The sequence below is a fragment of the Clostridium senegalense genome, from assembly GCF_018916625.1.
GTDB lineage: Bacteria > Bacillota > Clostridia > Clostridiales > Clostridiaceae > Clostridium_J > Clostridium_J senegalense.
In genome coordinates this window covers 206,880-227,852 of the sequence record NZ_JAHLNC010000004.1, presented here as the reverse complement: position 1 = coordinate 227,852, position 20,973 = coordinate 206,880, and the positions used below count along the sequence as shown (strand labels likewise).

Annotated in this window: 20 protein-coding genes, 1 tRNA gene and 1 other annotated feature; all 21 genes read left to right on the top strand. The window is 34.4% G+C overall.

The window, feature by feature from the left end; all coding sequences use genetic code 11:
• The first annotated feature begins 82 nt into the window (after positions 1–82).
• The 21 genes from KQI36_RS09850 to rplB all read left to right on the top strand — a co-directional run bounded on the left by KQI36_RS09850 (position 83) and on the right by rplB (position 20,956).
• Positions 83–158, top strand: a tRNA-Thr gene (locus KQI36_RS09850).
• A 76-nt stretch (positions 159–234) separates the two neighbouring features.
• Positions 235–1,428 carry an elongation factor Tu gene (tuf, locus tag KQI36_RS09845; RefSeq protein ID WP_216450714.1) on the top strand — a complete coding sequence of 398 codons (1,194 nt, stop codon included), beginning with the start codon at positions 235–237 and terminating at the stop codon, positions 1,426–1,428.
• A gap of 262 nt (positions 1,429–1,690) precedes the next feature.
• Positions 1,691–1,840, top strand: a complete 150-nt coding sequence (gene rpmG / locus KQI36_RS09840) for a 50S ribosomal protein L33 (RefSeq protein ID WP_010295376.1) — start codon at positions 1,691–1,693, stop codon at positions 1,838–1,840.
• Between the two features lie 35 nt (positions 1,841–1,875).
• Positions 1,876–2,100: a preprotein translocase subunit SecE gene (secE, locus tag KQI36_RS09835; protein ID WP_010295374.1), complete on the top strand. Its 225-nt coding sequence runs from the start codon at positions 1,876–1,878 to the stop codon at positions 2,098–2,100.
• A 45-nt stretch (positions 2,101–2,145) separates the two neighbouring features.
• Positions 2,146–2,667, top strand: a complete 522-nt coding sequence (gene nusG / locus KQI36_RS09830) for a transcription termination/antitermination protein NusG (protein ID WP_216450717.1) — start codon at positions 2,146–2,148, stop codon at positions 2,665–2,667.
• 91 nt (positions 2,668–2,758) lie between these two features.
• On the top strand, positions 2,759–3,184 hold the full coding sequence (rplK, locus tag KQI36_RS09825; RefSeq protein WP_010295371.1) for a 50S ribosomal protein L11: 426 nt from the start codon (positions 2,759–2,761) through the stop codon (positions 3,182–3,184).
• Positions 3,185–3,243: 59 nt separating this feature from the next.
• Positions 3,244–3,933 carry a 50S ribosomal protein L1 gene (rplA, locus tag KQI36_RS09820; protein WP_010295368.1) on the top strand — a complete coding sequence of 230 codons (690 nt, stop codon included), beginning with the start codon at positions 3,244–3,246 and terminating at the stop codon, positions 3,931–3,933.
• Positions 3,934–3,985: 52 nt separating this feature from the next.
• Positions 3,986–4,118: a sequence feature (ribosomal protein L10 leader region), on the top strand.
• A gap of 32 nt (positions 4,119–4,150) precedes the next feature.
• Positions 4,151–4,654 carry a 50S ribosomal protein L10 gene (gene rplJ, locus KQI36_RS09815; protein ID WP_010295365.1) on the top strand — a complete coding sequence of 168 codons (504 nt, stop codon included), beginning with the start codon at positions 4,151–4,153 and terminating at the stop codon, positions 4,652–4,654.
• Between the two features lie 67 nt (positions 4,655–4,721).
• Positions 4,722–5,087, top strand: coding sequence for a 50S ribosomal protein L7/L12 (gene rplL / locus KQI36_RS09810; protein ID WP_216450716.1), 366 nt, complete (start codon positions 4,722–4,724; stop codon positions 5,085–5,087).
• 281 nt (positions 5,088–5,368) lie between these two features.
• Positions 5,369–9,076, top strand: a complete 3,708-nt coding sequence (gene rpoB / locus KQI36_RS09805) for a DNA-directed RNA polymerase subunit beta (RefSeq protein ID WP_010295359.1) — start codon at positions 5,369–5,371, stop codon at positions 9,074–9,076.
• 22 nt (positions 9,077–9,098) lie between these two features.
• Positions 9,099–12,632 (top strand): DNA-directed RNA polymerase subunit beta', encoded by a 3,534-nt coding sequence (gene rpoC / locus KQI36_RS09800; RefSeq protein WP_216450715.1) that lies wholly within the window; start codon positions 9,099–9,101, stop codon positions 12,630–12,632.
• 107 nt (positions 12,633–12,739) lie between these two features.
• Entirely contained in the window at positions 12,740–12,976 is a 237-nt protein-coding gene (locus KQI36_RS09795) for a ribosomal L7Ae/L30e/S12e/Gadd45 family protein (protein WP_010295352.1), read from the top strand.
• A gap of 130 nt (positions 12,977–13,106) precedes the next feature.
• Positions 13,107–13,484: a 30S ribosomal protein S12 gene (rpsL, locus tag KQI36_RS09790; protein ID WP_010295350.1), complete on the top strand. Its 378-nt coding sequence runs from the start codon at positions 13,107–13,109 to the stop codon at positions 13,482–13,484.
• A 158-nt stretch (positions 13,485–13,642) separates the two neighbouring features.
• Positions 13,643–14,113: a 30S ribosomal protein S7 gene (rpsG, locus tag KQI36_RS09785; RefSeq protein ID WP_061995587.1), complete on the top strand. Its 471-nt coding sequence runs from the start codon at positions 13,643–13,645 to the stop codon at positions 14,111–14,113.
• A 75-nt stretch (positions 14,114–14,188) separates the two neighbouring features.
• Positions 14,189–16,252 carry an elongation factor G gene (fusA, locus tag KQI36_RS09780; RefSeq protein ID WP_010295348.1) on the top strand — a complete coding sequence of 688 codons (2,064 nt, stop codon included), beginning with the start codon at positions 14,189–14,191 and terminating at the stop codon, positions 16,250–16,252.
• Positions 16,253–16,412: 160 nt separating this feature from the next.
• Positions 16,413–17,606 (top strand): elongation factor Tu, encoded by a 1,194-nt coding sequence (tuf, locus tag KQI36_RS09775; protein ID WP_216450714.1) that lies wholly within the window; start codon positions 16,413–16,415, stop codon positions 17,604–17,606.
• 479 nt (positions 17,607–18,085) lie between these two features.
• Positions 18,086–18,394, top strand: a complete 309-nt coding sequence (rpsJ, locus tag KQI36_RS09770; RefSeq protein WP_010295344.1) for a 30S ribosomal protein S10 — start codon at positions 18,086–18,088, stop codon at positions 18,392–18,394.
• Positions 18,395–18,502: 108 nt separating this feature from the next.
• Positions 18,503–19,132: a 50S ribosomal protein L3 gene (rplC, locus tag KQI36_RS09765; RefSeq protein WP_010295342.1), complete on the top strand. Its 630-nt coding sequence runs from the start codon at positions 18,503–18,505 to the stop codon at positions 19,130–19,132.
• 17 nt (positions 19,133–19,149) lie between these two features.
• On the top strand, positions 19,150–19,770 hold the full coding sequence (gene rplD, locus KQI36_RS09760; protein ID WP_010295341.1) for a 50S ribosomal protein L4: 621 nt from the start codon (positions 19,150–19,152) through the stop codon (positions 19,768–19,770).
• Positions 19,770–20,066, top strand: a complete 297-nt coding sequence (gene rplW, locus KQI36_RS09755) for a 50S ribosomal protein L23 (RefSeq protein WP_010295338.1) — start codon at positions 19,770–19,772, stop codon at positions 20,064–20,066. The genes rplD and rplW overlap by 1 nt, the downstream gene beginning before the upstream one ends.
• A 56-nt stretch (positions 20,067–20,122) precedes the next feature.
• Positions 20,123–20,956 (top strand): 50S ribosomal protein L2, encoded by an 834-nt coding sequence (rplB, locus tag KQI36_RS09750; protein WP_010295336.1) that lies wholly within the window; start codon positions 20,123–20,125, stop codon positions 20,954–20,956.
• Positions 20,957–20,973: the final 17 nt, after the last annotated feature.

Sequence of the window (20,973 nt, the reverse complement as noted above, 5' to 3'; positions counted from 1 at the left end):
TGCGTTGACAATACATTATACATATTGTATAATGAATAACTGATATAAAGCAATTTATACGACGCACTTGAATAAGGAAAATGCCCATATAGCTCAGTAGGTAGAGCGTCACCTTGGTAAGGTGGAGGTCACCGGTTCAATCCCGGTTATGGGCTCCAAACTCGTTGAGGGATGACAACACGCCAGGATGAGTTTATAGGATAAATATTTAAAGATTAAAAGGAGGAATTATAAATGGCAAAAGAAAAATTTGAAAGAAGTAAACCGCACGTTAACATAGGAACTATAGGACACGTTGACCACGGTAAAACAACATTAACAGCTGCAATCACAACAGTATTAGCAAACAGAGGATTCGCAGAGGCATTTAAATATGACGAAATAGATAAAGCACCAGAAGAAAAAGAAAGAGGAATCACAATCAACACAGCACACGTTGAGTATGAAACAGATGCAAGACACTATGCACACGTTGACTGTCCAGGACACGCTGACTATGTTAAAAACATGATCACAGGAGCAGCACAAATGGATGGAGCTATCTTAGTTGTATCAGCAGCAGATGGTCCAATGCCACAAACAAGAGAGCACATACTACTAGCATCAAGAGTTGGAGTACAATACATAGTAGTATTCTTAAACAAAGCAGATATGGTAGACGATCCAGAATTATTAGAATTAGTTGAAATGGAAATCAGAGAGCTATTAAGCGAATATGACTTCCCAGGAGATGATATTCCAGTAGTAACAGGATCAGCATTAAAAGCATTAGAAAACCCAACAGATGCAGAAGCAACAGCATGTATCATGGAATTAATGGGACACGTAGATGAATACATCCCAACACCAGAAAGAGCTACAGATAAAGCATTCTTAATGCCAGTAGAGGACGTATTCACAATAACAGGAAGAGGAACAGTTGCAACAGGAAGAGTTGAAGCTGGAATTCTTAAAGTTGGAGACGAAGTTGAAGTAGTTGGATTAAGCGAAGAGAAAAGAAAAACTGTATGTACAGGAGTTGAGATGTTCAGAAAACTTCTAGATCAAGCAGAAGCAGGAGATAACATCGGAGCTTTATTAAGAGGAATACAAAGAACTGACATCCAAAGAGGTCAAGTATTAACTCAACCAGGAGCAGTAAATCCACACAAAAAATTCGTAGGTCAAGTATATGTACTTAAAAAAGAAGAAGGTGGAAGACATACACCATTCTTTGATGGATACAGACCACAATTCTACTTCAGAACAACTGACGTAACAGGATCAATCAAATTACCAGACGGAATGGAAATGGTAATGCCAGGAGATCACATCGACATGAACGTTGAATTAATAACTCAAGTAGCAATGGATGAGGGATTAAGATTCGCGATCAGAGAAGGTGGAAGAACTGTAGGATCAGGAGTTGTTACTTCAATAGTTGAGTAATAATAAAAAGAAATCACCATATAGGACTGGGTTTCTAACCTAGTCCTTTTAAAAGGCATTTTAAATAAAAAGGCCAAAATGAATAAAAAATGAAAAAACAGAAATACTTACCAATGATAAAGCTACTAACTAATTTGTTGACATATTTAAAAACTTGTGATAAATTAATTGGGTAGTTAAAAATTCGGATTTTAATTTCTAAGTATAAAGACAATACGATTAAGTTTAAGATAAATCACTCGTAAATTAGGAGGTGTAGACTGTGAGAGTTAAAGTGACTTTAGCATGCACAGATTGCAAACAAAGAAACTACAATACAATGAAAAACAAGAAAAACAACCCAGACAGAATAGAAATGCAAAAATATTGCAAATTCTGCCACAAACATACACTTCATAAAGAAACAAAATAATTAACCTAATATAAAATTGGGGATGTGAAAAAAAGATGGCTAAGAATGTTGAAAAAAAGTCAAATACAAAAAAGAAGCGTTCAGGAGTCATTCAGTTTTTTGTAGACTTAAAAGCTGAGTTCAAAAGAGTAACTTGGCCTTCCAAGAAAGAAATTAAAAAAGCTTCTGGAGCAGTGATTAGCTTTTGTCTTCTTTATGTGATTCTAGTAGGTTTGTTGGATACTGGTTTCAATAACCTCTTTAAAATGTTCTTCAAATAATAGAAAAAGGGAGGTAGGGGATTGGTTTAATCAACCCCTGAAGTTATGACAGGAAAAGCTAAGTGGTATGTTGTTCATACTTATTCTGGATATGAAAACAAAGTTAAAGCTAACCTTGAAAAAGCTATTGAAAATAGAAATCTTGAAGAGTTCATTCATGACATTCAAGTTCCTATGGAAGAACAAGTTGAAATCAAGGATGGCAAGAAAAAAGTAACTTACAAAAAAATATTCCCTGGATATGTAATGGTTAGAATGGTTATGACAGATGACTCTTGGTATATCGTAAGAAATACTAGAGGAGTTACAGGATTTGTTGGACCGGGATCAAAACCAGTGCCTCTAACAGAAGAAGAGGCAAAAAACATGGGAATTGTTGAAAAATCAGTTTCTATAGATATAGAAATTGGGGAACAGGTAAAAATAGTATCTGGCCCATTTGCAGAATTTGTGCTTTCTATACAAGAAATAAATATAGAAAAGCATAAAGTAAAAGGTTTAGTTGATATGTTTGGCAGGGAAACTCCTGTTGAACTTGATTTTAATCAAATAGAAAAAATGGATTAAGCTTATAAGATAAAATCTTAATATAGATTTATTCTTATTAAGTGGGAGGGCTTTTAAAGTCCGATTACCACAATATAGGAGGTGTAAACTCATGGCTAAGAAAATAACAGGAATGATAAAACTTCAACTTCCTGCAGGGAAAGCAACACCAGCACCACCAGTTGGACCAGCATTAGGACAACATGGTGTTAATATCATGGGATTCTGTAAGGAGTTTAACGCAAAAACTGCTGATAAGGCTGGATTAATAATACCAGTAGTAATTACTGTATATCAAGACAGATCTTTCAGCTTCATACTAAAAACTCCACCAGCAGCAGTTCTTTTAAAGAAAGCAGCTGGAATTGAGAGTGGTTCAGGCGTACCTAACAGAACAAAAGTTGCTACAGTAACTGCAGCTCAAGTTAGAGAAATAGCTGAATTAAAGATGCCAGATTTAAACGCTGCATCAGTAGAAACTGCTATGAGCATGATAGCTGGAACAGCTAGAAGCATGGGAATAACAGTAGAAGAATAATTCGATTTTTAAATTAGTGGGAGGCAAAAACCGTTAATACCACAAAGGAGGATAGCAATATGGGAAAAAACTACATAGAGAGTGCTAAATTAGTAGAAAGAAACACTCTATATACACCATCAGAAGCTATGGAGCTTGCGATAAAAACATCAAAAGCAAAATTTGATGAGACAATAGAAGTTCACGTAAGACTTGGTGTTGACCCAAGACATGCGGATCAACAAGTTAGAGGAGCAGTTGTTCTACCTCATGGAACTGGTAAAACAGTTAGAGTTTTAGTTTTCGCTAAAGGCGATAAAGCTAAAGAGGCAGAAGCAGCAGGCGCAGACTTCGTTGGAGCAGAAGAATTAGTAGAGAAAATCCAAAAAGAAAACTGGTTTGGATTTGATGTAGTTGTTGCTACACCAGATATGATGGGAGTAGTAGGAAGATTAGGAAGAGTATTAGGACCAAAAGGATTAATGCCAAACCCTAAATCTGGAACAGTTACATTTGATGTTACTAAAGCTTTAGCTGACATTAAAGCTGGTAAAGTTGAATACAGAGTAGACAAAACTGCTATAATACACGTTGGAGTAGGTAAAAAATCTTTTGGAGAAGCTAAATTACAAGAGAACTTTGCTACTTTAATGGATGCAATAGTAAAAGCAAAACCAGCTGCAGCAAAAGGACAATATATAAAATCAGTTACAGTAGCAAGCACAATGGGTCCTGGAATCAAAATCAACCCAGTAAAAGTTACTGAATAATTTTTAAAAAATATATTGACTAGTTGCAACAAGTATGTTAGAATCTTAAAAGTTGAATATAATAAATATTCCGTAGACAGTAGGTGCCTTTGGCGTAACAGAATAACCTACCGAGGGTTCTAATAGAACGTGATGATTTTATTGGTCTCTTCGTATGTTTGCGGGGAGACTTTTAATTTTAAATAAACAGTGAAAGCTGTGAGGAGGTGGACACACAGTGCAAAGCAAAAACAGAGCATTAAAAGAAGCAAAAGTTGCTGAGATAAAAGAAAAATTAGAGAAAGCTCAAGGCGTTATACTAAGTGAATATCAAGGATTAACAGTTGAGCAAGACACAGAATTAAGAAAGAATTTAAGAGAAGCTGGTGTTGAGTATAAAGTTTACAAAAACACATTAGTAGCATTAGCTGCTAAAGAGCTAGGAATAGAAGGATTAGAAGCATACCTTCAAGGACCTGTATCAATAGCATTTGGTTATGAGGATCCAACAGCTCCAGCAAGAATATTAAATGATTTCGCAAAAGCTAACAAAAAGCTACAATTAAAAGCTGGAGTAGTTCAAGGCGAATTATTTGATGGAGATAAAGTTAAAGAGCTTGCTTCAATACCACCAAGAGAGGTATTACTTGCAAAACTTCTTGGAAGTTTCAAAGCTCCATTATCAAACTTAGCGTACTTATTAACTGCTATAGCAGATAAAAAAGAAGAAACAGCTGAGTAATAATATAAAAGTAAAACACTATAACAAAGATAAAAAAAGAAAGATAAATTTCGGAGGTGCATTTAAAATGACAAAAGAGCAAATAATAGAAGCTATAAAAGAAATGAGCGTTTTAGAATTAAATGAATTAGTTAAAGCTTGTGAAGAAGAATTCGGAGTAAGCGCAGCTGCACCAGTTGCAGTAGCAGGAGCAGCAGTTGCAGGAGCAGCAGCAGAAGAAAAAACTGAATTTGAAGTAGTTTTAGCTAGCGCTGGAGCTAACAAAATAAAAGTTATAAAAGCAGTTAGAGAAATAACTGGATTAGGATTAAAAGAAGCTAAAGAAATAGTTGATGGAGCTCCTAAAACATTAAAAGAAGGCGTAAGCAAAGATCAAGCTGAAGAAATGAAAGCTAAATTAGAAGAAGTTGGAGCAGCTGTAGAAGTAAAATAGTTGTAACATTAACAAAAAAAGGAGTACTTTCATAGTGCTCCTTTTTTCATCTAAAGCTTGACTTTAGGTTCGAAATGTGATAAAATAATTCAATGCGAAAGTAATTAGACAGTTTAAGTTATGTAATTAATTGTAGAAAAAAGAAGAAAAATCTATATGTGAATAAAAATTCTACAATTGGTTATAATAGCATGATGAAAAAGTGTGAAGTCCGAAAACACAAAGTCCTAGGGGATAGTGGGTTTTTGGGTTATTTTAGTTTATACAAGGGGTGAAAGCTGATGGTACATCCTGTCAAAAATGGAAAAAGAACAAGAATGAGTTTTGCTCGAGTAGGCGATAAGGCAAACATGCCTAATCTAATTGAAGTTCAATTAGATTCATACAATTGGTTTTTAAAAGAAGGTTTACAAGAAGTATTTGAAGACATTAATCCAATTCAAGATTATACAGGAAATTTAGCCTTAGAATTTGTTGGTTATAAGCTTGATTTTGATAACATCAAATACTGTGTAGAACAATGCAAAGAAAGAGATACAACTTATGCAGCACCACTAAAAGTAAAAGTTAGATTACGTAATAATGAGACTGGAGAAATAAAAGAACAAGATGTCTTCATGGGAGATTTCCCATTAATGACGGAACAAGGAACTTTTGTTATAAATGGTGCAGAAAGAGTTATTGTAAGCCAGCTTGTTAGATCACCAGGTGTTTATTATAACTATTCAGTTGATAAAACTGGTAAAAAGTTATTTACATCTACTGTTATACCAAATAGAGGTGCATGGCTAGAATACGAAACAGACTCAAATGACATCATATATGTAAGAATTGATAAAACTAGAAAAATACCAATAACAGTTCTTGCAAGAGTAATGATGCACTATGGTAGTGATGCTGAAATATTAGATTTCTTTGGTGAAGAAGAAAGATTAAAAGCTACTATAGAAAAAGATAACACTAAAGATAGAAATGAAGCATTATTAGAGATTTATAAAAGATTAAGACCGGGTGAACCACCAACTGTTGACAGTGCTATTTCATTGATAGATTCATTATTCTTTGATGCAAAAAGATATGATTTATCTAGAGTTGGAAGATATAAATTCAACAAAAAATTAGCTATTCACTTAAGAATTGCTAATCAAATAGCTGCTGAAAACATAGTAAACCCTTCAACTGGCGAAATAATAGTTGAAAAAGGGGAAAAAATTGACAGAGACGTTGCGCTAGATATTCAAAATTTAGGAATAAACTCTGTTGACATATTAGTAGAAGACAAAGTTTTAAGAATAATAGGAAACCACTTTGTTGATATAACTAAACATGTAGACTTTGATGTTAAGGAATTAAATATAAGAGAATTAGTTCACTATCCAACACTTAAAGAAATTTTAGATAACAACAGTGATGAAGATAGTATAAAAGAAAAAATCAAAGCAAACATAAACAAATTAATACCTAAACATATAATTAAAGATGACATATATGCAACAATAAGTTATGAATTAGGATTAGCTTATGGAATTGGATATGTAGATGACATAGATCACTTAGGAAATAGAAGATTAAGATCAGTAGGAGAATTATTACAAAACCAATTTAGAATTGGACTTTCAAGAATGGAAAGAGTTGTTAAAGAAAGAATGACAATTCAAGACCAAGAAGTAATAACTCCACAGGCATTAATTAATATAAGACCAGTGGTTGCATCTATAAAAGAATTCTTTGGTAGTTCACAGTTATCACAATTCATGGATCAAACAAACCCATTATCTGAATTAACACATAAGAGAAGATTATCTGCTTTAGGACCAGGAGGACTTTCAAGAGAGAGAGCTGGTTTCGAAGTAAGAGACGTTCACTATTCACATTATGGAAGAATGTGTCCAATAGAAACTCCAGAGGGTCCAAATATAGGACTTATAAACTCATTAGCTACTTATGCAAAAGTTAATGAATATGGATTTATAGAAACTCCATATAGAGTTATTGATAAGAAAACTGGAGTAATTACAGATTCAATAAGATACATGACTGCGGACGAAGAAGATAACTATATAGTTGCTCAGGCTAATGAGCCGATTGGAGAAGACAATAGGTTCTTAGATAACAAGGTAACAGTCAGAGTTAAAGAAGAAGTTATAGTTGTACCTAGAGAAGAAGTTGATTTAGTTGACGTTTCTCCAAGACAAATAGTTTCAGTTGCTACAGCAATGATTCCATTCTTAGAGAATGATGACGCATCAAGAGCACTGATGGGATCAAACATGCAACGTCAGGCAGTTCCACTATTAAGAACACAAGCGCCTGTTGTTGGTACAGGAATAGAATTTAAAGCTGCTGTAGATTCTGGAGTATTACCAAAAGCTAGAAATGCTGGAACAGTAATTTACGTAAGTGCAAATGAAGTTAGAGTAAAAAGAGATGAAGATGGTGGAATAGATTCTTACAAACTTCTTAAGTTTAAAAGATCTAACCAAGGTACTTGTATAAACCAAAGACCTATAGTTGATAAAGGTGAAAAGGTTGATAAAGGTACAGTACTTGCAGATGGTCCATCTACAGATTTAGGAGAAATAGCTTTAGGAAAGAACATACGTATAGGATTTATAACTTGGGAAGGTTATAACTACGAGGATGCTATGTTAATTTCTGAAGAATTAGTAAGAGATGATATATTTACTTCAGTTCACATAGAAGAGTATGAAGCAGAAGCTAGAGATACAAAGCTAGGACCTGAAGAAATAACAAGAGATATACCAAATGTAGGTGAAGAAGCACTTAAAGATATCGACGAAAGAGGTATCATAAGAATAGGTGCGGAAGTAAGATCTGGAGATATATTAGTAGGTAAAGTAACTCCAAAAGGAGAAACTGAATTAACTGCTGAGGAAAGACTATTAAGAGCTATATTTGGAGAAAAAGCAAGAGAAGTTAGAGATACATCTTTAAGAGTACCACATGGTGAAGCTGGAATTATAGTAGATGTGAAAGTATTTACAAAAGAGAACTCAGATGAGTTACCACCTGGAGTAAATCAATTAGTAAGATGCTATATAGCACAAAAGAGAAAAATATCTGTCGGAGATAAAATGGCGGGAAGACACGGTAACAAGGGTGTTATTTCAAGAGTTTTACCAGAAGAAGATATGCCATTCTTACCAGATGGTAGACCACTACAAATATGCTTAAACCCATTAGGGGTTCCGTCTCGTATGAACATCGGTCAGGTACTAGAAGTTCATTTAGGATGGGCAGCTAGTGAATTAGGTTGGCATATAGCAACACCAGTATTTGATGGTGCATTAGATACTGATATAGAAGACTGCTTAGAAAAAGCAGGATACAATAGAGATGGAAAAACAGTTTTACATGATGGAAGAACTGGAGAAGCCTTTGATAATAGAGTTACAGTTGGATACATGTATATATTAAAACTGCATCACTTAGTTGATGATAAGATACATGCTAGATCAACAGGACCATACTCATTAGTTACTCAACAGCCATTAGGTGGTAAAGCTCAATTCGGAGGACAAAGATTTGGAGAGATGGAAGTTTGGGCACTTGAAGCATACGGTTCAGCTCATACACTTCAAGAAATCTTAACAGTTAAGTCAGACGACGTTGTAGGAAGAGTTAAAACTTATGAAGCAATAGTTAAGGGTGAAAACATATCAGAGCCAGGAATACCTGAATCATTCAAAGTTCTTATAAAAGAATTACAAGCACTTTGTTTAGATGTAAAACTTTTAAATGACTCACAAGAAGAGATTAGATTAAAAGAATCTGCAGAAGAAGAGTTAGAGGACTTAGAAGTTAATATAGAAGGTACTGAGGAACAAACTCCAAAAGAACCTGAAAAAGAATATATAGAACCAATAGAAGATGAAGTAGAAGAAGAAGTAGAGATAGAATATGAAAATTTACCTCTAGATTTTTCTGATGATGTAATAGAAATAAATGATTTCAATGATGAACACTAAAAATTGAAGGGAGGATGTACCCTTGGTTGAATTAAATAATTTTGAAGCAATACAAATTGGTCTTGCTTCTCCAGAACAGATAAGAGAGTGGTCTAGAGGAGAGGTAAAAAAACCTGAAACAATTAACTATAGGACATTAAAACCAGAAAAAGATGGTCTATTCTGTGAGAGAATATTTGGACCTATGAAAGACTGGGAATGTCATTGTGGAAAATATAAAAGAGTAAGATATAAAGGGATAGTTTGTGACAGATGTGGAGTTGAAGTTACAAAAGCTAAAGTAAGACGTGAGAGAATGGGGCATGTAGAACTTGCTGCCCCTGTATCACACATTTGGTACTTCAAGGGAATTCCATCTAGAATGGGATTAATTCTAGATATGTCACCAAGATCACTAGAAAAAGTATTATATTTTGCTTCATATGTAGTATTAGATGCAAAGGATACTCCATTAGAGAAAAAGCAAATATTAACAGAAAAAGATTTTAGAGAAGCTGTTGATAAATACGGATATGATGGATTTGTAGCAGGTATGGGAGCAGAATCTGTGAAAAAACTTCTACAAGACATAGATTTAGAACAGTTATCTGTAGAATTAAAAGAAGAATTGAAAACTAGTAGTGGTCAAAAGAAAGTTAGAACTATTAGAAGACTAGATGTTGTAGAATCTTTTAGAAAATCTAGTAATAAACCTGAGTGGATGATTATAGATGTAATACCTGTAATACCACCAGATTTAAGACCTATGGTTCAATTAGATGGTGGAAGATTTGCTACATCAGACTTAAATGACCTATATAGAAGAGTTATAAATAGAAATAACAGACTTAAAAAACTTTTAGACTTAGGAGCGCCAGACATAATTGTAAGAAATGAAAAAAGAATGTTACAAGAAGCTGTAGATGCTCTTATAGACAATGGTAGAAGAGGTAGACCGGTTACAGGACCAGGAAATAGACCGTTAAAATCTTTATCAGATATGTTAAAAGGTAAGCAAGGAAGATTTAGACAAAACTTACTTGGAAAACGTGTTGATTATTCTGGACGTTCAGTTATCGTTGTAGGACCTGAATTAAAAATGTACCAATGTGGTCTTCCAAAAGAAATGGCCTTAGAATTATTTAAGCCATTTGTTATGAAAAAGCTAACAGAAAGTGGAATTGCACATAATATTAAAAGTGCTAAAAGAATGGTTGAAAGAGTAATGCCTCAAGTATGGGATGTACTAGAAGAAGTAATAGTAGACCATCCAGTATTACTAAACCGTGCTCCGACTCTACACAGACTTGGAATACAAGCGTTCCAACCAGTTTTAGTTGAAGGAAGAGCTATAAAACTTCATCCATTAGTTTGTACAGCATATAACGCTGACTTTGATGGAGACCAAATGGCTGTCCACGTTCCGCTATCAGTTGAGGCTCAAGCAGAAGCAAGATTCTTAATGTTAGCTGCACATAATATATTAAAACCATCTGATGGTAAACCAGTATGTGTACCTACTCAGGATATGGTTCTAGGATCATACTACCTAACTTTAGACAAAGATGGTGCTAAAGGTGAAGGAAGAATGTTCTCTTCACCAGAAGAAGTTTATATGGCATATCAATGTAAAGATATAGATATACATGCTAAAATAAAAGTTAAACTTTGTAAAATCAAAGATGGTGAATTAGTTAGTGGAATCATTGATACTACACCAGGTAAATTATTATTTAACGAATCTATACCTCAAGATTTAGGATTCATTGATAGAAGTTTACCTGAAAATGAGTTCAAATTAGAAATTGATTTCTTAGCAAGTAAGAAAAATCTAGGAAAAATTATAGATAAGTGCTATTTAAAATATGGTGCTACAGAAACATCTAAAATGCTTGATAACATAAAAGCTAGAGGATATCACTTCTCATCTATAGGAGCTATTACAGTTGCTACATCAGATATGGAAGTTCCAGAAGCTAAAAAAGCATTACTTAAAGAAGCAGATGAAACAGTAGATAAAATTGAAAAAATGTACAGAAGAGGATTCATATCTGAAGATGAAAGATATAACAGAGTTATAGATAAGTGGACTAAGACTACTGAAGATATAGCGAATGCCTTAATGGACAGCTTAGATAAATTCAATCCGATAGCGATGATGGCAGATTCAGGAGCCAGGGGTTCTAAGAGTCAGATCAAACAGCTTGCAGGTATGAGAGGTCTTATGGCTAATCCATCAGGTAAGATTATAGAGCTTCCTATCAGAGCATCATTCAGAGAAGGTCTAGACGTACTTCAATACTTTATTTCAACTCACGGAGCTAGAAAAGGTAACGCCGATACAGCTCTTAAAACAGCTGACTCAGGATACTTAACAAGAAGACTTGTTGATGTAAGCCAAGATGTTATAGTAAGACATGAAGATTGCGGAACTCATGAAGGATTCGAAGTAAGTGAAATAAAAGAAGGTAGCGAAGTAATAGAATCATTAGGTGAAAGACTTACAGGTAGATATAGTGCAGAGGATATAATTGATCCAAAAACTGGAGAAATTATAGTTCCAAATGATACTTATATGGATATTCATCTTGCTGAGAAAGTTGAAAAAGCAGGAGTGAAGAAAGTAAAAATAAGATCTGTATTCACATGTAAATCAAAAATAGGAGTATGTTGTAAGTGTTATGGTATGAACATGGCAACAGCTCAAAAGATAAATATAGGAGAAGCAGTTGGTATAATTGCAGCTCAATCAATTGGTGAACCAGGAACACAGCTTACAATGAGAACATTCCATACAGGGGGAGTTGCCGGAGCGGATATCACTCAAGGTCTTCCAAGGGTTGAAGAGCTATTTGAAGCTAGAAAACCAAAAGGATTAGCTATAGTAAGTGATGTAGCTGGTGAAGTAAGAATAGAAGAAACTAAGAAGAAGAGAACTGTTATAATCGTTGCAAATGATGGCGAAGAATTCAGCTATGATATACCATTTGGATCTAGAGTAAAAGTTGCTAATGGTGAATTTATTGGAGCTGGAGATGAGATAACAGAAGGTTCAGTTAACCCACATGATATCATAAGAATCAAAGGTGTTAACGGAGTTAAAAACTATCTTCTTTCAGAAGTTCAAAAGGTTTATAGACTACAAGGTGTTGATATCAATGATAAACACTTAGAAGTAGTTGTAAGACAAATGACAAGAAAAATTAAAATAGAAGAATCTGGAGATACTGAGTTATTACCAGGTACAATGATAGATATGTTTGATTTCGAAGAAGCTAATGAAAAAGTATTAGCAGAAGGTGGAGTACCAGCAGAAGGTAAAATAACTCTACTAGGAATTACTAAAGCTGCCTTAGCTACAGATTCATTCTTATCAGCAGCATCATTCCAAGAAACTACAAGAGTTCTTACAGATGCAGCGATAAAAGGAAAAGTAGATCCATTAGTTGGATTAAAAGAAAATGTAATTATAGGTAAGTTAATTCCAGCTGGAACTGGTATGAATCGTTACAGAACTATTAAAATATCTACAGAAAATGAAACAGAAGAAAAAGTAGAAGAAAATTTAGAAGCCTAATACAATAAAAGTAAAAATATATTTTATTGACAGTATAGGCCTAAGGTGATAAAATACAGAATGTGTGATTTTATGAAAGGTCACGATAGTATATGAGGGGGGAAAATATGGTAAGCAGACTTATAGGCGAAAAAGTTGTTGGAATTAAGCAAACAACTAAAGCATTAAAGGCTAAGCAAGGTAAAATATTGTATATAGCAAAAGATGTAGATCCAAAGATTGCAAACCCTATTTTAGAGTTAGCAAAAGCTAATCACCTGCAGATTGAGTATGTTGAAACAATGAAGGATTTAGGTAAACTATGTTCTATAGATGTTTCTGCGGCCACTGCGCTCATATTATAACAATTGTTATTGGATATTTAATATAAATATATCTATATCATCATACATTAGTACTTGGTATTAATGTATGATGCTTAGATAGATATACTATTAGAAATTAATAGTATGCTAAAATATAGGAGGTGAAATAATGCCAACAATCAGCCAATTAGTTAGAAAAGGAAGAAAATCTTTAGCAACTAAATCAACTGCACCAGCATTAAAAGAGTGTCCACAAAAAAGAGGAGTTTGTACAGTAGTTAAAACAACAACTCCAAAGAAACCAAACTCAGCTTTAAGAAAAATTGCAAGAGTTAGACTTACAAATGGATATGAAGTTACTGCTTACATCGGTGGAGTTGGACACAACTTACAAGAGCACAGTGTTGTTCTTATAAGAGGTGGAAGAGTTAAAGACTTACCAGGGGTAAGATACCACATAGTAAGAGGAGCTCTAGATTCAGCAGGAGTTGCAAACAGATTACAATCAAGATCTAAGTATGGTGCTAAGAAACCAAAACAAAAATAGTTGGTTTCAATTGATTGAGCTAAGAGGTGCGATGCCTTCGGCATTTATATAGATTATACATACATTAATTTAAATAAATTTAGTTGAAGCAGAGCGCTTTGCGGTAGAAATATCGAGTACCTATGAGTTAATTTTAAATTGTTAAGGAGGGAAGAAAAGTGCCAAGAAAAGGATTTATAGCAAAAAGAGATGTATTACCAGATCCAGTTTATAATTCAAAAGTTGTTACTAAGTTAATAAACAATGTTATGGAAGATGGTAAAAAGGGAGTAGCACAAAAAATATGCTACGACGCATTTGAAATAATAAAAGAAAAGACTGGCAAAGAAGCTTTAGAAGTTTTTGAAGAAGCAATGAACAATATAATGCCATTATTAGAGGTTAAAGCAAGAAGAATAGGTGGAGCTACTTATCAAGTACCTATCGAAGTTAGAACTGAAAGAAGACAAACATTAGGACTAAGATGGTTATTAATGGCTTGTGAAAAAAGAGGCGAAAAGTACATGAGAGAGAGACTTGCAAACGAGTTAATCGACGCTTCAAACAACACAGGAGTAGCTGTTAAAAAGAGAGAAGATACTCATAAGATGGCAGAAGCTAATAAAGCTTTCGCTCATTACAGATATTAATATTAAAACTGTTTTGGCTCTGCCAAAACAGTTTTGTCAAATTTTAAAATCACTCGTTGAGAGGAGGAAACAAACGTGGCTAGACAATATGAATTAGAAAAATTTCGTAATATCGGAATAATGGCTCATATAGATGCTGGTAAAACAACAACAACAGAGCGTATATTATTCTACACAGGAAGAACTCACAAAATAGGAGAGACTCACGAAGGTGGAGCTACAATGGACTGGATGGTTCAAGAGCAAGAGAGAGGTATAACAATTACTTCTGCAGCAACAATGTGCTTTTGGAGAGATCACGTAATAAACATTATAGATACACCAGGACACGTAGATTTTACAGTTGAGGTTGAAAGATCTCTAAGAGTTCTTGATGGAGCTGTATGTGTATTCTGTGCAAAGGGAGGGGTTGAACCTCAATCTGAAACTGTTTGGAGACAGGCAGATAAGTACAATGTACCAAGAATGGCATATGTAAACAAAATGGATATCATGGGTGCTGACTTCTTCAGAGTTGTAAACATGATGAGAGATAGATTACATTGTAATGCAGTGCCAATACAATTACCAATAGGAAAAGAAGAAAACTTTGCTGGAATAATTGACTTATTAAAAAATAAGGCAGAAATCTACAAAGATGATCTTGGAAGAGAAATCGAAGAAACTGACGTTCCAGAAGAAATGAAAGAATTAGCTGATGAGTATAGAGCTGCATTAATAGAAGCTATTGCAGAACTTGACGAAGAGTTAATGATGAAATATCTTGATGGAGAAGAGTTAGATATAGAAGAGTTAAAAGTTGCTTTAAGAAAAGGTGTATGCAACAATGAAATCGTTCCAGTAATGTGTGGATCATCTTACAAAAATAAAGGTGTTCAAATGATGATCGATGCTTCTGTTGATTACATGCCATCACCACTTGATGTACCATCTATAAAAGGTACAGATGCAATAACTAATGAAGAAGTTGAAAGACACGCAAGTGATGATGAACCATTAGCTGCATTAGCATTCAAAATAGCTACTGACCCATTTGTTGGTAAATTAGCATTCACTAGAGTTTACTCAGGAGTAATGGAAAGTGGTACATATGTATTAAATGCTAATAAAGGAAAAAAAGAAAGAATCGGAAGACTTGTTAAAATGCATGCTAATGCAAGAGAAGAAGTTAACGAATTAAGAGCAGGAGATTTAGGTGCTGTTATAGGACTTAAAATGACAACTACAGGAGATACATTGTGTTCAGAAGACTCTCCAGTTATTCTAGAAAACATGGAATTCCCAGAGCCAGTTATAGAAGTTGCTATAGAACCAAAATCAAAAGCAAGCCAAGAAAAAATGGGAATATCTTTAGCAAAACTTTCAGAAGAGGATCCAACATTTAAAACTTGGACTAATCATGACACAGGACAGACAATAATAGCAGGTATGGGAGAGCTTCACTTAGAAATCATCGTTGATAGACTTCAAAGAGAATTCAAAGTTGAGTGTAACGTAGGTAAGCCTCAAGTTGCTTATAAAGAAACAATCAGAAAAGAAGTTAAAGCTGAAGGTAAATTCGTTAGACAATCAGGTGGACGTGGACAATACGGTCATGCTGTAATAGAATTAATACCTCACCAAGGAGAATATGAATTCGAAAATGCTATCGTTGGAGGATCAGTACCAAAAGAGTACGTAGGACCTATCGATAACGGAATTAGAGAAGCTTCTGAAGCTGGTATTCTTGGAGGATTCCCAGTTCTTAACTTCAAAGTAAGATTAATTGACGGATCATACCACGATGTTGACTCATCTGAAATGGCGTTCAAAATTGCCGGATCTATGGCATTCAAAAATGCTATGGCTAAAGCAGAGCCAGCTATACTTGAACCAATAATGAAAGTTGAAGTAATTATACCAGAAGAGTACATGGGAGACGTTATGGGAGACATAAACTCTAGAAGAGGTAGAATAGAGGGAATGGAAGCTCAAAACGGAGCTCAAACAATAAAAGCAATGGTACCACTATCAGAAATGTTCGGATATGCAACAACTTTAAGATCTAGAACTCAAGGTAGAGGTAACTACAGCATGGAATTCGCTGCTTATGAAGAAGTTCCAAAAAGCTTACAAGAGCAAATCATAGGAAAAAAATAATAAATCTTTAAGATTTATAAAATAATATATATATAAGTATACTTTAAAGTAATTATAAATTGCATTTGCATTGTTGAATGTAAATGCAATTATGATCGATCAAAATTAATACATTTTTAAAATGTTAAACTTAATGGATTTAATTAAGGAGGAATTAGAAATGGCAAAGGAAAAATTTGAAAGAAGTAAACCACACGTTAATATAGGAACTATAGGACACGTTGACCACGGTAAAACAACATTAACAGCTGCAATCACAACAGTATTAGCAAACAGAGGATTCGCAGAGGCATTTAAATATGACGAAATAGATAAAGCACCAGAAGAAAAAGAAAGAGGAATCACAATCAACACAGCACACGTTGAGTATGAAACAGATGCAAGACACTATGCACACGTTGACTGTCCAGGACACGCTGACTATGTTAAAAACATGATCACAGGAGCAGCACAAATGGATGGAGCTATCTTAGTTGTATCAGCAGCAGATGGTCCAATGCCACAAACAAGAGAGCACATACTACTAGCATCAAGAGTTGGAGTACAATACATAGTAGTATTCTTAAACAAAGCAGATATGGTAGACGATCCAGAATTATTAGAATTAGTTGAAATGGAAATCAGAGAGCTATTAAGCGAATATGACTTCCCAGGAGATGATATTCCAGTAGTAACAGGATCAGCATTAAAAGCATTAGAAAACCCAACAGATGCAGAAGCAACAGCATGTATCATGGAATTAATGGGACACGTAGATGAATACATCCCAACACCAGAAAGAGCTACAGATAAAGCATTCTTAATGCCAGTAGAGGACGTATTCACAATAACAGGAAGAGGAACAGTTGCAACAGGAAGAGTTGAAGCTGGAATTCTTAAAGTTGGAGACGAAGTTGAAGTAGTTGGATTAAGCGAAGAGAAAAGAAAAACTGTATGTACAGGAGTTGAGATGTTCAGAAAACTTCTAGATCAAGCAGAAGCAGGAGATAACATCGGAGCTTTATTAAGAGGAATACAAAGAACTGACATCCAAAGAGGTCAAGTATTAACTCAACCAGGAGCAGTAAATCCACACAAAAAATTCGTAGGTCAAGTATATGTACTTAAAAAAGAAGAAGGTGGAAGACATACACCATTCTTTGATGGATACAGACCACAATTCTACTTCAGAACAACTGACGTAACAGGATCAATCAAATTACCAGACGGAATGGAAATGGTAATGCCAGGAGATCACATCGACATGAACGTTGAATTAATAACTCAAGTAGCAATGGATGAGGGATTAAGATTCGCGATCAGAGAAGGTGGAAGAACTGTAGGATCAGGAGTTGTTACTTCAATAGTTGAGTAATAATAAATGAAACTAATTAATCAATAAAAAATTGATTATAAAGATAGACTTAATAGTAAATTTTACTAAAATGTGCACGAATAAAAATACCTAGGTTTTAAGGAGAAGGGGACGCCCTTCTCCTTAATTAATATAATAAGAAGATATAAAAATAAAAAACAAATTGATGAGAAAATATTTAAAATAGTTAAAAAACTTAAAAAAAATATTTTTTAAATAGAAAAAAATAAAATTAAAAAAATACTTGTCAAAGAACATGAAATGCGATATAATGTAGAAGTTGCAAAGTGGTAACAGCGTTGAGGTAAGAGGTTGCCGGACTTCCGGGGAATTCTTAACCGAGCATGCCTAATCTTGAATTAGGCGACGGGGTCTGTTGTTCTGCGTTGAATTGTATAATGAAACACCTGGAACAGTTTACAGAACATCCGCTGTTGCACGTAAGAAGTACCAGCGTGCGATGAAAAGGAGGGAATATAATGTCAAAACAAAAAATAAGAATTAGACTTAAGGCGTTTGATCACACAATACTAGATCAATCTGCTGAAAAAATAGTTGAAACTGCAAAATCAACTGGAGCAAAAGTAGCAGGTCCAGTACCTCTACCAACAGAAAAAGATGTTATAACAGTTTTAAGAGCAGTTCACAAATATAAAGACTCTAGAGAGCAGTTCGAAATAAGAACTCACAAGAGACTAATCGACATATTAAGTCCATCACCAAAAACTGTTGATGCCTTAATGAGATTAGATTTACCAGCAGGCGTAGATATAGAAATAAAACTATAATATAGGCGTACATATATGGTAACTTCCATAGGTACGGGTAATAGATTACTATTACTAACTATTATGATCACCAAGGTGGTCCGCTAATAAGTAGGAGGTGTATTAATAATGAAAAAAGCTATAATGGGTAAAAAATTAGGAATGACTCAAATATTTGATGAAAATAGAAAAGTAGTTCCAGTAACAGTTGTAGAAGCTGGTCCATGTGTAGTAATCCAAAAGAAAACAGTTGAGACTGATGGATATGAAGCAGTTAAAGTTGCTTTTGGAGATATAAGAGAAAAATTAGTTAACAAGCCAACAAAAGGACAATTCGATAAGGCTGGAGTTGCTGTTAAAAGACATATAAAAGAGTTCAGACTAGAAGATATGAGCAACGTAGAAGTTGGAGCTGAAATAAAAGCTGATATATTTGCAGCTGGAGACAAAATCGATGTTTCTGGAATATCTAAAGGTAAGGGTTTCCAAGGCGTAATTAAAAGATGGAACTTCCACAGAGGACCAATGAGCCACGGATCTAAATTCCACAGAGCAGTAGGTTCAATGGGAGCATCATCAGACCCTTCAAGAACTTTCAAAAACAAAAAAATGCCTGGACATATGGGAAATGTTAATACTACAGTATTAAACTTAGAAATCGTAAGAGTAATACCTGAGAAAAACATAATCCTTATAAAAGGTGGAATACCAGGACCAAACAAAGGTCTTGTAGTAATAAGAGACGCTGTTAAAGCTTAAGGAAAGGAGGATGCAGAATGCCTACAATAAAAGTTTTTAATAAAGAAGGAAAAGAAGTTGGAGATATCCAATTAAATGAGAGCATATTCGGAGCTGAAATAAGCAAAGAAAGTATGCACCAAGTTGTATTAGCTCAATTAGCTAATAAAAGACAAGGAACTCAAAGCGCTAAAACTAGAGCAGAAGTTAGAGGCGGAGGAATAAAACCTTGGAGACAAAAAGGAACTGGTAGAGCAAGACAAGGTTCTATAAGAGCTCCACAATGGATACATGGTGGTATAGTATTTGCACCAAAACCAAGAGACTACAGAGTTTCTATTCCAAAAAGCATGAGAAGAACAGCTATGAAATCAGCTTTAACTTCAAAAGTTGCTGAAAATGAAATGATAGTAATAGAAAGCTTAGAGTTTGAAGCACCAAAAACTAAAGAAATGATTAACGTTTTAAATGCTTTTGAAGCTAAAAAGACTTTAATCGTTGTAGCTGAGTCAAACGAAAATGTTTATAAATCAGCTAGAAACATACCAGGAGTAGCAGTTTTACCAGTAAACAACTTAAACGTATATGATATATTAAAATACGAAAAGTTCATGGTAACTAAAGAAGCTGTATCTAAGATTGAGGAGGTGTATGCATAATGAAAATGACTAGCCATGATATAATAAGAAAACCTGTTATAACTGAAAAAAGTATGGCAGCAATGGCTGACAGAAAATACACTTTCATCGTTGACATACACGCAAACAAATTCCAAATCAAAAAAGCTATAGAAGATGTTTTTGCTGGAGTTAAAGTTGAAAATGTTGCTACAATGAGAAACTTAGGAAAAACTAAGAGAGTTGGAGTACATGTTGGTAAAAGAGCTGACTTCAAAAAAGCAGTAATAACATTAACTGAAGATAGTAAAACTATAGAATTTTTTGAAGGAATGTAATTAGAAGCATTTATTGGCATGATGCCAGATAAGCGATAAAGAAGGAGGGAAACCTAATGGCAGTTAAAAAATTTAGACCTACCACTCCTTCAAGAAGAAATATGACAATGGCTACATTTGAAGAAATAACTACAAATGTCCCAGAGAAATCTCTTCTTGTAAGCAAGAAAAAAACTGGTGGTAGAAACGCACAAGGTAAAATAACTGTTCGTCACCACGGTGGTGGAGCGAAACAAAAATATAGAATAATTGACTTTAAAAGAAATAAAGACAACATTACTGCAAAGGTTGCAACAGTTGAGTATGATCCAAACAGATCAGCTTACATTGCATTAGTTGTATATGCAGATGGAGAGAAGAGATACATAATTGCTCCAGTTGGTTTAAAAGTTGGAGATGTAATAGTATCAGGTCCAGAAGCAGATATAAAACCAGGTAACACATTACCAATAGCTAACATCCCAGTAGGTACAGTAATTCACAATGTAGAATTACAACCAGGAAAAGGAGCTCAACTTGTTAGATCAGCAGGTTCTTCAGCACAATTAATGGCTAAAGAAGGAGAATATGCTCAAGTAAGACTACCAAGTGGAGAAGTTAGATATGTAAGAATCAACTGTAGAGCAACTATAGGAACTGTTTCTAACTTAACACATGAAATAGTTAAAATAGGTAAAGCTGGAAGAAAGAGACACATGGGTATAAGACCTACAGTTAGAGGTTCTGTTATGAACCCTAATGATCACCCTCACGGAGGTGGAGAAGGTAAAGCACCTGTCGGACATGCAAGTCCAATGACACCATGGGGTAAACCAGCTCTTGGATATAAAACAAGAAAAACTAAAAAATACTCTGATAAGTTTATTGTTAAGAGAAGAAATAGCAAGTAATAGGAAGAGAATAGAAT

Excerpts from the sequence above, each read along its gene's own strand:
- tuf (WP_216450714.1), top strand. The coding sequence starts at position 235 with ATGGCAAAAGAAAAATTTGAAAGAAGTAAACCGCACGTTAACATAGGA.
- secE (WP_010295374.1), top strand. The coding sequence starts at position 1,876 with ATGGCTAAGAATGTTGAAAAAAAGTCAAATACAAAAAAGAAGCGTTCA.
- nusG (WP_216450717.1), top strand. The coding sequence starts at position 2,146 with ATGACAGGAAAAGCTAAGTGGTATGTTGTTCATACTTATTCTGGATAT.
- rplK (WP_010295371.1), top strand. The coding sequence starts at position 2,759 with ATGGCTAAGAAAATAACAGGAATGATAAAACTTCAACTTCCTGCAGGG.
- rplA (WP_010295368.1), top strand. The coding sequence starts at position 3,244 with ATGGGAAAAAACTACATAGAGAGTGCTAAATTAGTAGAAAGAAACACT.
- rplL (WP_216450716.1), top strand. The coding sequence starts at position 4,722 with ATGACAAAAGAGCAAATAATAGAAGCTATAAAAGAAATGAGCGTTTTA.
- rpoB (WP_010295359.1), top strand. The coding sequence starts at position 5,369 with ATGGTACATCCTGTCAAAAATGGAAAAAGAACAAGAATGAGTTTTGCT.
- KQI36_RS09795 (WP_010295352.1), top strand. The coding sequence starts at position 12,740 with ATGGTAAGCAGACTTATAGGCGAAAAAGTTGTTGGAATTAAGCAAACA.
- rpsL (WP_010295350.1), top strand. The coding sequence starts at position 13,107 with ATGCCAACAATCAGCCAATTAGTTAGAAAAGGAAGAAAATCTTTAGCA.
- tuf (WP_216450714.1), top strand. The coding sequence starts at position 16,413 with ATGGCAAAGGAAAAATTTGAAAGAAGTAAACCACACGTTAATATAGGA.
- rpsJ (WP_010295344.1), top strand. The coding sequence starts at position 18,086 with ATGTCAAAACAAAAAATAAGAATTAGACTTAAGGCGTTTGATCACACA.
- rplC (WP_010295342.1), top strand. The coding sequence starts at position 18,503 with ATGAAAAAAGCTATAATGGGTAAAAAATTAGGAATGACTCAAATATTT.
- rplD (WP_010295341.1), top strand. The coding sequence starts at position 19,150 with ATGCCTACAATAAAAGTTTTTAATAAAGAAGGAAAAGAAGTTGGAGAT.
- rplW (WP_010295338.1), top strand. The coding sequence starts at position 19,770 with ATGAAAATGACTAGCCATGATATAATAAGAAAACCTGTTATAACTGAA.
- rplB (WP_010295336.1), top strand. The coding sequence starts at position 20,123 with ATGGCAGTTAAAAAATTTAGACCTACCACTCCTTCAAGAAGAAATATG.